A 17,966-nucleotide genomic window follows, 5' to 3' on the forward strand; every position below is an offset into this window, starting at 1 on the left:
TAGTATACTTTGCCATACAGAAATAAATATTATACAGGTTAACATAAATCAAAATTGTTGAACATTTCTTCACAATTGTGTATAATTATTAATGTTTTCTAGGTTAACCCGTCATGGCTCTTTCGAAGTTTCTCGATCCAAAAAATGATATATCGTTCAAGCGCATCTTTGGCACTGAAAAAAATAAAGATATCCTTATTCACTTTCTTAATGATATTCTTGGCTTCACCGGCAAAAGTGCAATAAAGGATATAGAGTTTTTAAGTACTATTCAAGACCCTGATATTGCCTCTAAAAAACAAAGCATTGTCGATGTTCTTTGTAGAGATGAAAATGGGCTGCAAGTCATAGTCGAAATGCAGGTCGCTAAAACCAAAGGCTTTGAAAAACGTGCTCAATATTACGCAGCTAAAGCTTACTCAAGACAAGCTGATAAAGGTGATCAATACCATGACCTTAAGGAAATTATCTTTATTGCTATAGCAGATTGTATTTTATTCCCTGATAAGTCTGAGTACAAATCAAAGCATACTATTCGCGATGAAGATACTAATGAACATGATCTAAAAGATTTTTACTTTATATTTATTGAGTTGCCTAAATTTCCAAAAACCAAAGAAGATCAGCTTTCAAGTATAGTTGAAAAATGGGTCTACTTTTTCAGATATGCAGACGAAACTAGTGAAGAAGAGCTAGAGAGAATAATAGGAAGTGATCTAATAATTAAAAGAGCATATGAAGAACTAAATAGGTTCAACTGGTCAGAAAAAGAATTTATTGCCTATGAACAGGAGATCAAGCGTATTCGTGATGAACAGGCTGTCCTTGCTCAAAAACTCGATGATGCTAAACATGAAGGTAGACAAGAAGGCATCCAAATCGGCCATGAAAAAGGTAAAATTGAAGGTAAAATTGAAGGTAAAATTGAAGTTGCCAAAAACTCACTCAAGGCCGGTGTATCTATTGATGTTATTGCTCAAATTACCGGTCTCTCTCATTCTGAAATTTTACAACTCAGGGAAAAAACATAAATACTACAACTTATTCACTTCAACATTTATGAAAACCTTCTCTAAGTTAGACATATCCCCTCATTAAGAATCTAGTGAACTGTCTAAAACAGCTATGAAGATTGTACATAGAATTATATAAATTACTATCATAACATTACCCAAACTTCTATATCAAAGCTACGTGCTGTAAGTTCAATATGGAAAACACATTAACCACTTAGCATTTAATGTCTACTTCATCCATGTTAGTATTAGGACCATCAAACTTGGTCTGGTATCTCTAATTATTTTGGCTACCCTCACTTTAAATTTTCCACTACTTGGCACATTATAGCTCCACCTCTTATATTATAAACTACCTATTGAGATTACCTCCAAGCTTGGTTACTCCTATCTCAGAAAGATAAGTTGATACTTTATCTTTTTGTAGGACATTTGTACAAAAGCGCTTCTTGGACTTTTCTAAAACATTATCTAACCCAACATTACCACTAAATTCAACTCCTCTTTCCAAGCTTGCTATTATTTCTGGATACGCATCTTTAAGTTCAACACGTATTCTAGCTTGTTCTTTTGATTCTAGGTTTCTTATTTTATCTTCTACAAATGAATTAAATTTTTTAAGAGCAAATTCAACTGCAACTCTGCTGCTTGGCACAACTTCTACTCCTTTACTCATTAAACCTTGATAGCGCCTACTTGGAGTATTATCTAATGCATCGGCAACACAACTCGCAAGAGCAATATTTTCATTATTTAGGAATTTATTCCAACCAACAGATGATGTACTTTGTGGTATTTTTTTATTATCACTTTTTACATTATTCTTGTCTGCAATGTTGTATTGAGAGGGTAATGCAGGAATTATAGAGAAAGTGCTAGCTGCTAATTTTTTCGCCCAAGAAATACAATTATTTATCCATGAAGATGGTCTTGTACCACTACTTGCTGCTATCTCAGGTTGATTACTCGAACCTAGCAACTCACTCAGTAAATGACGGCGTTTACGTTGTACAGCTTCTCCTCTTTTCTGCTTGAGTTTTTCTAAGCACTGCACAATATCACTACATTCTTTGTTTTTACCACGTTCTCTTAGTTTCTCTTTAGCAATATCTAGTGGCGTTTTACCATCCTTTTTAGCATCAACATCAGCCCCTTGACTAATAAGCTCTCTAACTTTAAGGAGATTTTCTTCTCTTACAGCAGTAAACAACTTCCTGCGTAATTGCTCCTGTTCTAAAACTCTCACTATATGACCTTGTTGGGTGAACAATAATGAACTATTGAGAGATTCCTGATTCTCTTCAAGAACGTTCTTTGTATTAATAGCAAACTCTAGCGGTGTTTTACCATTCTTGTTTTTAGTATCAACATTAGCTCCTCGACTTATAAGCTCTTCAACTCTAGGAAGATTAAATTCTCTCACAGCAGTAAATAACTCTTTACCTAATCGTTCCCGTTCCAAAGCTTTAACTATATCTGTGTAACCCTTTTGAATAGCCAATCCCAAAGGTGTTTGGTTATGAATGTCCTTGACTTCAATATCAGCACCTCTATCAAGAAGGAATTTGACTGTATCTAATTTGTTTCCCTCTACAGCTACATGTAAAAGTGTAGAGTGGTCATTAGTTACATCATTAATATCACTAGCATCCTTATCTAAAAGAAATTCAACTATTTCAAGCTTACTACTATACTGAGCAGCCAGATGCAAAGGTGTATCGCCGTAGATATCTCTAGCTTTAATATTAGCGTTCTTATTGAACAGAAACTTAACTATGTCAAACTTGTCACTAGAAGCAGCAAAGTGTAAAGGTGTCCATCCATATTTGTCTTTGGCTTCAATCTTAGCACCCCTATCAAGGAAAAATTGGACCATGCCCAAATCTCCTTCTTGAGCGGCAAAATGCAAAGGTGTTTTTCCTTCCTTATCTTGAGCATCAATGTTAGCATCGTCCAAACTAGCACCTCGATTTACAAGATCTTTAACTTTTTTAAAATTACCACCTTGCACTGCAGCCAGTAATTGCTCATTTAATTGAGCTTGTTTTAAGTATTTTACGATGCTATCATGCTTTCGGTCGATGGCGATATCTAGCGGTGTCTTACCATCCTTATCTTTAGCTTTGATATCTGCTCCCTTACTTGCAAGATACCCCATTACATCCAGATGGCCGCCACCAGAAGCCATGTGCAATGCTGTCTGCCCATCACTATCTTTTAGATTAACATCAACTTCCCCTTCATCTACAAAATACTTTACCACATCTAGCTTACCATTGTAAGCAGCATAGTGCAGGGGAACTCTACCGCCATTATCTTTAATTTCTAAGCTATTTTTTGCATCTGCTACAAAATATTTTACTATATCCAGATTACCACCATAAGCAGCAGAATGCATAACAGTCATCCCATTACTATACTTAGCATTCAAGCTAGCCCCTTGACTTACAAGATCTCTAACTTCATCAAAATTACCATATTGTGCTGCAATAAGTAATTCTTGATTTAGCTGCACTTGTTTTAAATACCCTACAACATCTTCATGTTTTTGATCAGTAGCAGCATCCAGCGATGTCTCACCACCTTTGTCCTGAGCATTAATGTCAGCTCCCTTTTCTACAAGGTACTTCACTACACCTAAGTGACCATTCCAAGAAGCACAGTATAGTGGTGTTCGACCATATCTATCAACATCATCGATGCTCATTCCCTTGCTGAGAAAAAATTCTATAATGTTTGTATTATTATTTTCAGCAGCAACATGTATAGGTTTCCTACCAAAAATATTCTCAGCATTAATATCGGCTCCCTTCTCGACTAATGATCTAGTATCATTTAATTGACCTTTCCATGCAGCTAAGTGTAGCGGCGTCCAACCATTTTCATCTTTAGAATGAACATCAACATTTTCTCCAAAATGACTATTCACAGAAACATTGCAAACAGGAGGCTCTATTAGGCTTTGATTAAAACTAAAAGCTCCGCCATTATTGTCTCTAGAGCCAGTACCTGTACTCTGGCTTCTACCTTTTCTTATAGTAGATCCACAATCTTCAATCTTCCATACACCTTGTGTAACCTCTCCCCCTGGAATCCAAGTGAATACGCTTCTTCTATCTTTGTCATGTTTAGCATAATCAGCAGCATACACATATTCTTTAAGCTTAACATTCATTATAGAGCAGTCGTTACCATCAGGTTTAATCATCCACACATCTCGTGCAACTCCTCCCCCTGAAACCCAAGTAAATACCATTCTCCTGTCGTTGTCATAATTGAAATAATCACTAGCAGCATACAGATTTTCATTAAATCCAGCATTCACTATATTAAAGTTATCACCATCAGGTTTAATCATCCACCTAAACTTATCATTTTTTTCATTCTTTGGAGTCCAAGTAAATACCTTTCTTCTATTGCTGTCATAATTAAAACAACTATCAGCAGCATATAAATATTCATTTTGATAAGTATTTTTAATACATACTTCTGACGCAAATACTATATTCTTTACTGACTCTGGCAATCTGCTTTTTAGCTCCTCAAGGTTAGATCTTTTTTCTAACCGGGCATTAGCATAGTTATCAAAATTCATTGTTTCTTTTATATAGTAAGCTAACTTAAATACTGCACCATTATTTAAATCATCATTCTCTTGCATTGCATCAAACACAGCTACGTAACTTAAAATAAGCTGATCAATATAACCATGACTTCGTACAAAACTTAATATTTTTTTTGTATCTACTTTTCCATACACATCATTTATAACTCCTTTAATTATATCATCAAACAACTTTCCATCTGATCTATAAATTTCATCAGCAAGTTTATTAACTGAACTATATCCATTATGCAACATGCCATCCTTTAGCTTCTTTTGTACTACATTTTTTATTGAATATCTTAACTTCTCTACAAAAAACTCTGCCCATTTTTTTACATTAGCCGCAGTATCTGCTTGGTTAATAATTTCTTTTTTTAGAACATCAACCATCTTCATCATCTTATATGGGTCATTATTCTCGATACTTGCATTCTTATCAAGAAAGAACTTAACCATCTCTAAATCACCGTTGTAAGCGGCCATACGTAGAGGTGTTCTACCATCTTTATCTTTAGCCCTAATATCAGCACCTTTATCAACAAGAAACTTAGCTATATTCAATTTACCTTCTTGAGCAGCTAAGTACAGAGGGTAGGTGTCCTTATTTTCAACACTAAAATCCTTTCTATCAAAAAGAACTTTTACTACATCTAACCTACCTCCTTGAATAGCCATATATAAAGGTGTTAATTCATGCTTACTTTCAGTATTCACACTTTCAATTTTTCTAATTAAACCTTTAGCTTCATTAATATTGTTTCGCACTATAGCATCAAACATTTTCTCCTTTAATAAAGTTACTTTCTCCTTATTAAAGTCCTCTATAATATCTTCTGAATTACAAGCAGAGACTATGCATTTCAAATTAGAAACCATCGTATCATTAAAAGCAAACATCATTTCTCTTGCTAGTTGATAACTATTCCAATTTTCTACTTTCGCTAAGGTATTATTCTTATGTGATAACACTAAACTATCATCAGTAATCTCGGCATCAAAATCCAATATAGACTTATCTCTAAAATCAACCAAACCAATATCATTCTTATCGATAGGTTGATTATGATAAATTTGTAACCCTTGTTCCTCTGGTTGATAGTATCTGAAAGAGTCCGGGTTCATTTCTACATGCTCAAGCTTTAAGTTTGTACTATCTATTTTATAAATCTCATTGTTTATTCGTAATACAATTTGTTGATTCTCTGGATTTTTAAAATAATCAACTAAACCAATAGACAAAGACCATTTATTACCTTTGCTATCAAGTATAGTAATATCTTTTATCTCTAAGCTATCCTCTGTAAGGTCAGAGATTGATTTGCTATAGCATGCATTTATATAACTCCTTTTACCTTCTTCTATTCTTATACTATCAACATCTGTTACATTTAACTCAGCAAAATCAATGATACTATAAGGTATGTTTTGATAAGACACCACTTTGTTTTTTATTTTTAAATTGAGCCTTATTGGCGACGACGAAATTTTACTATTTAATGTATCTGGCAGTTTGATAATATACTGGTGTTGCCCTTTCTCTCCTTCTATTGTAATATCCTGATAGTAATTACATAGCATCACGTAGTCATCATAACCATAGCCCTGTCCATTATTAAGGTATTTCTGATAACTACTTGTAACATCAAAATTATTGTAACTAAAATCAACAATTACCTGATCTGAGTACATTCCAGCAATTATCACTTTTTCATTAGGTACTCCCATGTGATTTTTAATAACTTCTACTTGAGATACTGGTATGTCAAAATTATTGTTATTGGCAATATCTTTTGCAATTTGGTAAGTATCAAGTAATTCTTGGTCTAGTATACTTGCTTGTATAAATGCTTTTAACTTTTTTCCACTATTTTGTATGACTTCTCTATTAACATCATTTCCTGAATTTCTCAACTTTTGACATCTAATATCTTCTATTGTATCAGACAAAGACTTATCTTGTATTGTAACAGACTCTGTTATCCCTTGGCAATTTACTTGAATTACTAGACTTTTAAAATCATTGACTTTAGTACTTGAAACAATAGTCTGTCCATTATTAGCTAAAAGATCTAAGCTATAACTACCTTTTTCTATATCCTCACTTATTCCCCACTGTATGATATTACTAACTTGAATCCTTATTACGTCAATATTTCCTTTTATTTTTCCTGTATCTCCTAAATCATTTACTATCCTCACATTATCACTATCTTCATTAACAACAAATATTGTTTGCTTTAATCCCCTGTGATGCACATTTTCTTTGTTAACTACTCTAACTTCATAATCTTTGTCTGTGCAGTTAAGTGAATTCTGCCAGACTTCTGCATTTTTTACATTAATAAATCTTGTTTTACAGTGAGTAGTAATATTTTGCTTGCTGTCAGAACTAGATACGTAGTTATGTGTGTTGACCAATCTTATGTTGTTGCTATTACCGTAATTTAACATTCCATTGTGCAAATCAGCAACGATATTATTAGCTTTAACATTCATTACCACAGTATTTTCTTTTCCTGCTCCACCTTCAAGAGTACCAGATGTAAAGCTGTCAACAACAAAGATAGTTTCATTATTTTTTGAGCCAATATAACGTATATTACTACCTTCTGGAATATGCATTACTGCTGGATAATTTGCAGCTGCTATTAATGTTTTTGGCCCTGAAATATATAACACTGATCCTTTAGGAAATGTTTGCTTTTTTGTATTACTAGGATCTTTTCTTGTTGGATTAGTGAAAATAAAAGGTTCTTCTGAAAGAACAAAAGTATTTTGACACTCTCTGTAGACTTTGTTGCTGTTACATGGGTAGTACAAATTGCCATTCTTATGTTGTGTAGTGATTACTTTACCGCATTGCGATTTTGGTCCTGAGTATTTTAACGGTACCTTTACAATTCTTAAGCCAAGGTTTTCATATTCATACTTGGTCAGATGAGGAATATGCTTTGCATCCGTATTAACAACATAAACTTTTTTTTCATCTATCTCCTGATGACATTGATGGTTATTTTTTATATCACAGATAAACCTTTCCCAACCTTCATTCATAACCAAAGTATAAGGTGCCATACCTAGTATTTTAGAGATATCAAGAGAATATAAATCATTCTTTACATTAGAAGCTGTATTAACCTTACTAAAAGAAATACTATTGTATCTTTTTTCCAACCCACATATCCACACCATCCGCTCTACACAACCGAGATCCTCTCCTATATTAGGATTATACGGGGGATACATAACACACATGGGCTTTACTTCCTTATCTTTAATCACCTCACTATATTTCTCTTCAATGGAGATTACGTATTGTACAACCGCAGCTATGTCATAATTATCATTTAACAGTTTTATAGCTACTTCTTTTACAGAATTTAAATAACCCTTTATTCTAATTTTGTCTTCATATTCCTTTTCTACATTTTTTCCTGTAAAAAACTTGATTACTCCTGCAAAAAATACTTCCGCTTGTTCACCACCAGGTAATAGAGGTACTTGTTCTGCTATTGCTTTTGTATACTCTATTCTCTCATGAATTTCTACACCAATTGTTATTAATACATCAGCAACCATAGTAACTACTGCTACCCTACCTAAAACTTTACCTGCAGCAGATAACCCTCTTAAAATCTTAGTAGTAGCACTTACACTTTTTACTGTAAAGCTAACACTTGCACTTATAGGCCTTATGCTCATACTTGCTAGTTTTACACCACTACTAGCTGTCCAATAATAATTTAATGGATGATGATTACCTTGAGCTATTTCATTTATACTATACCCAAATTGATAAGCAATAGTTGCAAATGTAATACTTTGAACTATGGGGTTACTGATAATCTTAACAAACGTTTGACGTACAGGTTGTGGTACTTTACTAATCAATTTTCCTACTTTACTATTAGAAGAAATACTTACACTCGTCCTAACATCATCCATAGCATCTAGTATACCATTGATACCAAATACTTGCTTTAAAGCATTATTATCATGTCGTCCAAGTGTTGCTGTATCACCTATACTATCAAGCAAGTCATATATAGCCATCATGGAAAAAAACTTTCCACCTTTTGCTCCTTTTATTTTCGCTGAATCAAATTTATCACGATCAAATGCAATTCCTTTTTCTTGAAGGCTGCTTTCTACATTACTAATATAATCTGCAAAAACTTTTTCACCAAGATCATCAAAATGATTTTTAAACGTATCAAAAGTATCTTCCCTAACACCTTTTGCTAGCAAGTTCTGTTTAATTTCCTCTACAATATTAGAGTAATCTTGATTAGTTTGAACATCACCTATATCTTCAATGTATTTTTTATTCTCTAACAACTGCTTATCATTTGATAGTTGATGTAATTTATTATGAATTTTCTCTCTTTCTGCATCTGTAGTAAAATTTTTAATTATATCATCGAATTTTACTTCATAGCCATCGATGCTTAAATAATACTCAATATTTTGTCCTTTTATTTTTTCTTTTATAACGCGATCCTTATCTCTGCCTACTTTTACTAAGATCTCAATACCATCACTATAATCATCTACAAAATATCTTTCTGCATTCTTCATTTCTATAATATCACCTATTATCAATTTTTTATCATTACCATTGTTATCTTTTACTTTTACATATACATCAGTCCTATCAGCATTGCCTATCATATCAAACACTTGCTCACGACCTATATCTACAATTTCATTAGTTAAATCCTTAGCATTATCAATATCAAATAGCTCTTTAACACGTTGCTTTTTTTCTTCCTTTGTAACCTTTTCTTCATCACGTGAATCTATGCATGGTATACCTATATCACGTCTTTTTCTTGTTGCACATTGGCTAAAACTAAAAATGGAGCTATGAACTACCTTAACAGGAGTAAATTCATCTTTACTTACTAAAATAAGAGAATTTGTATTACTCGCCCCTTTGTCAAAAATAACACCCATAAAAGCAACTTTGTTGCCATCTGTAAGCGTTTTATAAGTAACACCTTTTGTATACTCTTTAGTTATTTGATTATTTGCTTCTGTTATTAATGCATCAGCTGTCTTACCTTCCCTTGGTCCTTTAACCTCCAATCCTACCGGATCATACTCTTTAGCACTGCTGGCTTGGTTTGCAAACTTAATACCATGAACTAGCATATCAATGCGTTTTCCCCTACCTGTTTGAAACTCTGTTAATATTAACGCTCTATCTTCTTGTTGTGGTTCTCCTAGCTTGATATCACTATAATGGTCAAATGCTCCATGCAATACTGCCTGAGTATGTGCTTCTTTTTCTATTAAACCTTTAAGAGGTAATATTGCCTCGCCTACTTTGCCAAATAACTTCTTGTACTTACCTATTGATGAAGATTGATCTTGTAAAGAAGCAAGCTGAGATACTAGTACTTCATCAAATGTTTTCTTAAAATCCTTAGGATAAGGAATATCTTTAAAATTACCTTCAAATTTATTAGTTTCTCTTCTATTATACTGCTCTAGGGAAACGGATTCTCCCACCTCCACGCTAAAATACTCTTCAAATTTTGATTTTTTCTTAATGTTAAAACTAAGGTTTAGTTCAACTATTTTCCTGTTTCCTATTTCTTGCTGAAGTTGATCAAGAGGAATTCCCTTGTTCATCGCATTATCTCTTCCATCTGTTTCAACAATATTCATCACACAAACTGATTTTTGAACATTGATTGGAATAAATACCATTGTCACAACTCCATGGCTTTGATCCAAGTTAGATGGTTGACTGGCACCTTGCCCTTTACTTTTCTGATCTTTAAGACGTTGAGATTTAGGTTCAGGTTGAGCTTCTGTGGGTATATTTTCTCCATAAATAAAAACGTGCTTTTTAAAACTGCTTTCTAAAACTTGAACTTCATTTAATAACAGAGACTGCCCTAACAAAAACCTACTAAAATAATGATTATCTCCCTTCTCTCCTGTACCAGGAAATGTATGGTAGATACGCTCTATGTTATTTTGAACTTTCTCCTTCAGCCCTTCTTCATTAATTCTACCATTATTTCGTCCATCAATAGATTCCATTATATCATTAAAAAGAGGGGTGATTTCTTGATCACGTGATTTAGCAACGATATTCGAAACAGGAGATGGATGATCAAGGTTTACACCAACGCATAGCATGTCATTTGCAGTAGTTAAAATTCTCATTACATTCGGTTGAAAACCTTTTGTATAATCCTCAGCTTGCTTTAAAGCAGTAGTTGGTGCAGTTCCACTCTTTTCTCCTATTTTACCTTCTTCTAACTCTGCTTTAGTAGCAGCCTTCATTTCTATAATAATAGGAATAGCATTCAATGACCTATCCTTACCACGAGGCACTAAAACAATATCAGCGTAACCTCTCCCTGCAAATTGCTCTAGATAAACCCTAAGATTATGTCTATAGCGAAAATTCACTAGGGCGCCTGCTATAAACCCATGATGTGCTGTTTCCCGGAATTGAACGGTAACCTTTTTGCCATTGGATAGCGTACGCTTTTTTTCACCGTACATAAGTGAATCCTTATATTCAGAGTGAATTTTACTAACTTTTTTTAGAATATTCTCAATAGGCTCTTTCACTTTTTCCACATCAGGATTAGTCAGCTTCGCTATATCACTTTCTGGATTACTCCACAACCCTCCTTTTACCTCATGAAAACCTTTGCTAACAGCGGAATTAAGTACTCTCGTATCTATTACTTCAACATTAATACCCTCTTTGTTAATATTATTTCTGGAAATATGTATTAACCTAAAGTCCATTTCTAATACAGAATCTATCGGACCTTTAAATGCATCTTTTATATCTTGAGCTTCAGCTTGTATACTTTTACCTTTAGGTGAAGTAAGACACTTCTTCAATATCTCTACCAGATCACCTGAAGTAAACTTACAGTTTTTATTATCAGAGTTATGCTCTGAGATAGAAATTAATTTTACATGATTCTTAACGTCCTCATAAGATTGTATTTTATCATTACTAATAACAGCTACTTTTAATGTACCCGAAGTATCAAATCTAAAATATATTTTTTTAATCTTCAGCTTTTTCGCAATTTCTGTATTTATCAAGGTAGAAAAGCTTCCTAGAAAGAAATGAGGAAAAAATCCTTCTTTACCTACCGAATGTAAATATGATGGAATCTGATCAATATATGACTGAAATCTTGCTTTGAAAGATTTAAAATCACTTCCCTGTTGAGTTGAAGTACTTGCTACATCTGAACTCACCTCTCTAATTAATAGTTCTATTAACTCAAAATCTTGTGGTCTTTCTTCGTTCGGCATATAACCCTCCTTTTAGATCTTTTTAATGATCACCTAACCCCATATAAGATTGTTTACTAATCTCTACCTCAGCTAAATCACCGCTTGGGCCAGGTATGTTTTTTTGATCGAGTTCTTTATCAGCAGACTTGCCATACGCTAAAAACTTATTTAATGAAACATGATCTCCTTGCTCTAATATAGAACGTATGTAATTTGCTTTTTCAGAAGACATGAACTCCTTGATTTGTCTAAAATTAGCATTATCTAACATTGCCCACACTGGCTTCATAAAACCTTTTTCAATCAAATGTACTGAAAATTTTCCTTGAAAAGAAGAATCTTCCATCATTTCCCCGTCTAATGTGAAAGCACGATGACTATCAAATCCTTCCTTCATCCACATATGCATAAAAACTCTCACACCCTCACCTAAATAATACTCTGGACAGTCCTTTATCATGAATTTTGACCAGAGACGATAATCATCTTCTGTAATATCACTTGGCTTTAAACAATCGAACAATTCCTGAAATTTATCAAAGCTAAGCACGTCCTTCATTTTATTCAAAGAACCGTAATAACCATTTTTCTCCAAATCTCTTTTTAAAAGCTCTGGATATCTATCAGGATTTATCTGATCAAGGAAAAACTCAAATATATCAGGGTAAACGCGAAAATTAGGTCCTGCCGAATACACTGCATTTTTCATGAAGATCTCATCCTTTTTCTGTGCACTCATTTTATTGTCAGGCAAGGATTTTATCTTATTACAAAAGAATTCCACTGCTTCTACTCTGTGCCAACCTACTGCACAGTCAAGCCCACACTCATATAGATGACGACCCCTCAAATCCAATTTATCAAGATACCCACTAATGAAATGTGACCAAAACTGTGCTATAGGACCTTCTCCAAAGCACTTAACTAAGTGGTTATACTCTAGCAAGCTACTTCTACCTTGAGCAGACAATTCCTCTTTTCTTTCCTCAAATATAGCTCGTATTTCATCCTCTAAACAACACTCACATGCAATTTTGTATCTACTTGCCCTGCCAAAAGCATTATCCGAATCTGGTAGTGTAGTAAGCCTTTTACCTACCTCCCGTCTATTAAGCTTGACTCCATGCAATCCTCCTACCTCCTCCCAAGACTGCTTGTCAGATAACACTTGTGCAATAAGATTGTGTCCTTTTTGACCACTTCTTTCAATTATTTTTGAATGTGTATAGCACCAGCGTTCAATTTGGAGGAGCTTAGATGCCTTGTAAGGATCATCCTCCTTAACAGATGAAAACAAAACTTCCGGAATATCTCCACGGTCCATAATTACCCCTCTTTACAAATGAATGAAAAAATACTTTGATTCTTAACCCTCTCACGTACCATAATGAACTAGCCTCTATTATACTCTAGGTATATTACTCTGTCTTTAAAACCTGTCAATCATGATTTTAGAAATTTTTCCAACCCAAAGTAACTTTCGATGAAAGACTCTTAACAGGATCAATTTGTTTTTATATTCTATTTTTATCATACACTTGTTAATTCTTTCACAAGTAAAATGCTATTAATTTAGCAAAACATATTATTAGGATCTCAAGCAAATTAACCATTTCCAGCGTTCAAAACCAAGGGCGGTGAGAATTGTTCGTTTTGGGATGGCATGGTCTACCATGTGATATATGCGAACTTTTTATTATAGTGATTTTGCTATTCGCTGAAACTAGCTATATTAGCTGCTTTTTGCTAAATTTATATATGAACTAGTTTGCCTAACTTTGTTGCAACAATTTTGCGTTTTTATTTTTGAAACACCACTTTTACGTAAAAAGCTCTCACAAATATACGTACTACTTTTATGCTTTTAAAAAAGTAAACAAATAAATTTTCGTTGATGCTAGAAAGCATAGTGCTTTGTTCAATTAGAATAGGCTTTATGTTGACAAGAACTTGAGTGAGTGACATCATTAGTAATGAAGGAAGTATTATAGCACTACTAAAGGAATTTATGCCTGGTTTCAACGTTAACGGTCTCTCTGAGATTGATCACTATAAGATATTAGGGGTGTCAAGAAATGCTACTCTTACAGAGATAAAGGAAGCACGTAATAGATTAGTGCTTATACTTCACCCAGATAAAATTATTTCCCCTGAGGAAAAACCCATATACAATAAATTATTATGCAAAGCCAATAATAGACAGGCATTTTCACAATCAGAAGAAAAAGATTGGGCTAAGTTTCAAGAAAAGTTCAATTCTGCAAAAAAAATCAATATTGCATATGAAGTACTAAGTGATGAAAAGAAAAGGAATGATTACGATAGAAAACTCCAGGTCGATAATAGTGGTCTGAATAATTTCAAGCGATCTTCTAAAAATACACAATCGACTGATAGAGAAACAGAAAAAAACAAAAAAGATATTAAAGTTCGTTTATTTCATGCATTTCATAATGGAGATTTACAGGAGGCAAAAAATCTAGTAAGGAAAGTGGATGACCTTGATATAACTCTACCAGAATACCCTACCGGTTCCGCATTGTATTTTTTTGTTCTACGCGCTTGCATGAGTGAGGATTGGTTCAAATTTTATCAAGATGTTTTATCGAAGCAAGGCAGTAACGTTGACCTTAACATTGAAGTTCATCCAAAGTTAGGAACAGCTTTAAGTGCTGCATGCAGCAAAGAAAGACCAAACTCAAAAAAGAGAGATGTTGTAAAATTACTATTGAGCTATGGAGTTGATGTTAATAAAGTTAGTCAATCGCGAAAGAGAGCACCAATCCTTTACGCTCTAAAAAACAATGACCACGACTTAGCATCCTTACTTTTTAAACATGGAGCAAAGATTGATGTTACTCCTGAATTGGAAAGTTCAATTATTCTTTATAGCAATCTGAGAGGCTGCAGTAAATATACAAAAGAAACAATGGAAGTTTTGTTGCAACATACTTCTCCTAAGCAAAACACTGAGATGCTAAAGCGTTTTGCAAATAATGGAACCTTAGAAAATCAAGATATTGAAATTGTAAAGTTACTTTTAAGTAAAGGGGCTAACCCTTCAATCATTCAGGGCAATTCTGAGCTTGTGTCTCTACTTAGACAATACTTATTTTCAGCGTTTAAAGATAGAGATCTTAAAAGGGCAAGAGAGCTAGTGAAGGAAGTGAAAGATCTAGATATAAAGGAATCTGGAAAGCCATTATTACATTGTTTTGTTGAAAATGCTTGTCAAGATGGCAATTGGTTTGAGTTTCTTAAAGAAGTTCTTTCTAAACAAAGAGTTAAGATGGACATTAATATTTGTTATGATGAGCATAATGAAACAGCCTTAAACTATGCATGCAGATGCAATAAAAAAGATGTTATAGAATTCCTATTGGGCAGTGGCGCTGATGTTAATAAAGTTAATGGCATATACGCCCACAGAACACCAATCCTTATTGCTCTGAAGTATAATTATTATGATTCAGTACGTTTACTTTTTGAATATGGAGCAAAAATTGATATATCTTCTGGAATCGAACAAGAAATTATTAATAATAGCCGTGAATACAAGAGGGAGACAATGGAAATTCTGTTAGAACATACTTCTCCTCAGCAAAACACTAAAGTCCTAGAATGTTTTGTAAATAATGAAACCTCAAGGAGTGGAGATATTGAAATTGTAAAGCTACTTTTAAATGCAGGAGCAGATCTTTCGATCATTCCTAGAGGTCGATTTACGGAATGTTCATTTTCAACATTTAATAATAAAGATTTAGAAACGGCGAAATTGTTAATAGATCACGTAGACCTTAATAAGGTTTTCAAAGTATTACGTGGTAATAAGGAAGTAGAGATATCATTATCCTATTTGTTTCTTATGAATGCCTGTCTAGGTACTGATTGGTTTGAGTTTTATGAAGATGTTTTAAAAGATAGGAAGGTTGATATTAATGCTGTCTTTTCTCATGGTTATACAGCTTTAGGTTATGCATGTAAAAAAGGAAAAGAAGATGTTATAAAACTACTTTTAAGTAAAGGAGCTGAAATTAATAAAGGTAAGAAGACACCAATTTATTTTGCTTTAAAGAATAATGATGACAGGTTAGCATCTTTGCTTTTTGAACATGGAGCGGGCATTAATGCAACTCCTGAATTAGGACAAGAAATTATTGCTAACAGCTATAATAAACGAAGTAAGTACACAAAAGAAACAATAAAGATTCTGCTACAACATACTTCTAAAGAACAAAATACTGAAATACTAAGGCGTTTTGCAAATAATGGAACCTTGGAAAATAAAGATATTGAAATTGTGAAATTGCTTTTAAGCAAAGGAGCTGACCCTTGTTTTGGAAACCCAAATGCAGTAGCACTTGCAACTGAGCAAGGTAATACTCAGCTCAAAGATCTATTTAGTCAATCACAATTAGACAGTGAAAGTCAAGAAGCACAAGTTACTCTACTTGGTAGTGAACAAGGCTTTGAAGGGAGTGATAATGAGTTCTATTCTGCAGAAGAGGATATAGTAAAGGGTACTAGTGAAGATAAGTATGAAGGCAATACACCACAAACAACGGCTGAGGAAGATTGTAACGGTCAATCAGGCGATCAAAAAAGTTCAGAACCTGAAAGTGCTGGTAGCCAACAGACGGAAAAAAATGTTCTTTCATCAACAAAAAAAAGTAATGCAATAAATAATGCAGGGGCTTCAATGGAGGAAACTGTAAGCAATGATCATAAGAAGGGTAAAATGCATGCAAACACACAGCAGGGCACAAGCTCATTAGAGCAAAATAAAAAAGTTAGTGAAGCGGCTAAGCTTGCTGGAGGAAATAGTCAACTAAAGGAAAGTCTAAATAGTACACAGCACCAGCTAATCGAAGAGCTACAAGAACAGCTTGCAAGTAAAGATAAAGGGATAGATGCTGCAAATCAAGCTTTGAATGCAAAAACTAAAGAATTCGAGAGTGCAAAAGCTCAGTTAGAACGGGAGCTGGGTAGTGTACAGCAAGAATTGGATAAAACAACTGAGGAACTTAGGAGGAAAAAGGCTGATCTTGAAAACAGCAAGAAAGAGCTGGGTAATGTAAATGAAAAGGTTTTAAAGTTAGAGCACGAGACATTAAATCAACAAGCAAGTATTAATGATCTTACTAAAGAAAGAGATCAACTAGCTAGTAGGACAAATACACTTACTGAAAAACTTAAAAATGAAAGTAAAAAGCTAAATGATGCAAATCAAGCTCTGGATACAAAAATTAGTGAAGTAACTCAACTGACTAAGCAAAATAGTCAACTAGAAGAGCAGCTTAGAAAAGAGCTGAATAATGTAGCAGAAAAGTTAACACAAGAATAACAGAAGGCTTTTGAATTAGGTAATCAAGTAACTACACTTACTAAAGAGCTTAAGGAAAAAAAAGCTGAACTAGAACGAGAGAATAGTAGTTTGGTTAGTCAAGTAGGAGAGCTTAAAGGGGAATTTGAGGGAGTAAAAACTAAGCTTGCAGGGAAAGAGGAAGAGCTAAGAAGCAAAATTAAAGAAGTAGCCGAGCTTAGTGTCACTGTAGGGAAGCTTGAAAGGCAGACGGAAGAGTTGATGGCTACTCAAGCTGAATTTGAGACAGAGAAGGCGAAATTGAAAAGTGAACTCACAAAGCAAGATGAAGTTCTGGAGAGTACTCAAGCTCAACTCAAACAAGAGGTTAGCAGTCTAAAAGGTCAAGTCACTAAAATGGCTAAAGAAAAAGATCAATTAGCAAAGCAGCTAAATGACACTCAGCAGAACCCTAATCCAGATAATGAAAACAAGAAACTCCTGGCAGTAAGCGCTCAAAGTAGAAAGCAAATAACCTACGCCTCTGTTTCTTTTGTGTTATCTGGCGCATTTGCTGTTGGTGCAAGTTTAACAATGTTTCATTTAACAATATGTATTTCACTCGCTGTAGCTGCATTAACTTTTCTTGCAGTAGGATGTTACTGTTCGTATAAGGCAAATACAGCGCTTAGTAATGTTGAAATTGATAATTGTGTTAATCCTGCAGTTGTGGAAGTTTGAAATAGCCCAATTTGAG

At 33.9% G+C, this 17,966-nt stretch carries 3 protein-coding genes and 1 pseudogene; 2 read left to right on the forward strand and 2 right to left on the reverse strand.

Features of this window, described 5'->3' with window-relative positions:
• Positions 1 to 113 precede the first annotated feature (113 nt).
• Positions 114 to 1,031, forward strand: a complete 918-nt coding sequence (locus tag OPR29_RS05035; protein WP_264376284.1) for an Rpn family recombination-promoting nuclease/putative transposase — start codon at positions 114 to 116, stop codon at positions 1,029 to 1,031.
• A gap of 337 nt (positions 1,032 to 1,368) precedes the next feature.
• On the opposite strand, the gene OPR29_RS05040 is transcribed toward OPR29_RS05035, so the two are convergent.
• Entirely contained in the window at positions 1,369 to 11,925 is a 10,557-nt protein-coding gene (locus OPR29_RS05040; protein WP_265025162.1) for an ankyrin repeat domain-containing protein, read from the reverse strand.
• A gap of 22 nt (positions 11,926 to 11,947) precedes the next feature.
• Complete coding sequence (locus OPR29_RS05045) at positions 11,948 to 13,231, reverse strand: hypothetical protein (RefSeq protein ID WP_265025163.1); 1,284 nt, start codon at positions 13,229 to 13,231, stop codon at positions 11,948 to 11,950.
• A gap of 684 nt (positions 13,232 to 13,915) precedes the next feature.
• Here OPR29_RS05045 and OPR29_RS05050 point away from each other — a divergent pair.
• Positions 13,916 to 17,950: pseudogene (locus OPR29_RS05050) on the forward strand (ankyrin repeat domain-containing protein).
• Positions 17,951 to 17,966 lie beyond the last annotated feature (16 nt).

Source organism: Wolbachia endosymbiont (group B) of Pammene fasciana, assembly GCF_947251495.1.
Taxonomy (GTDB): Bacteria; Pseudomonadota; Alphaproteobacteria; order Rickettsiales; family Anaplasmataceae; genus Wolbachia.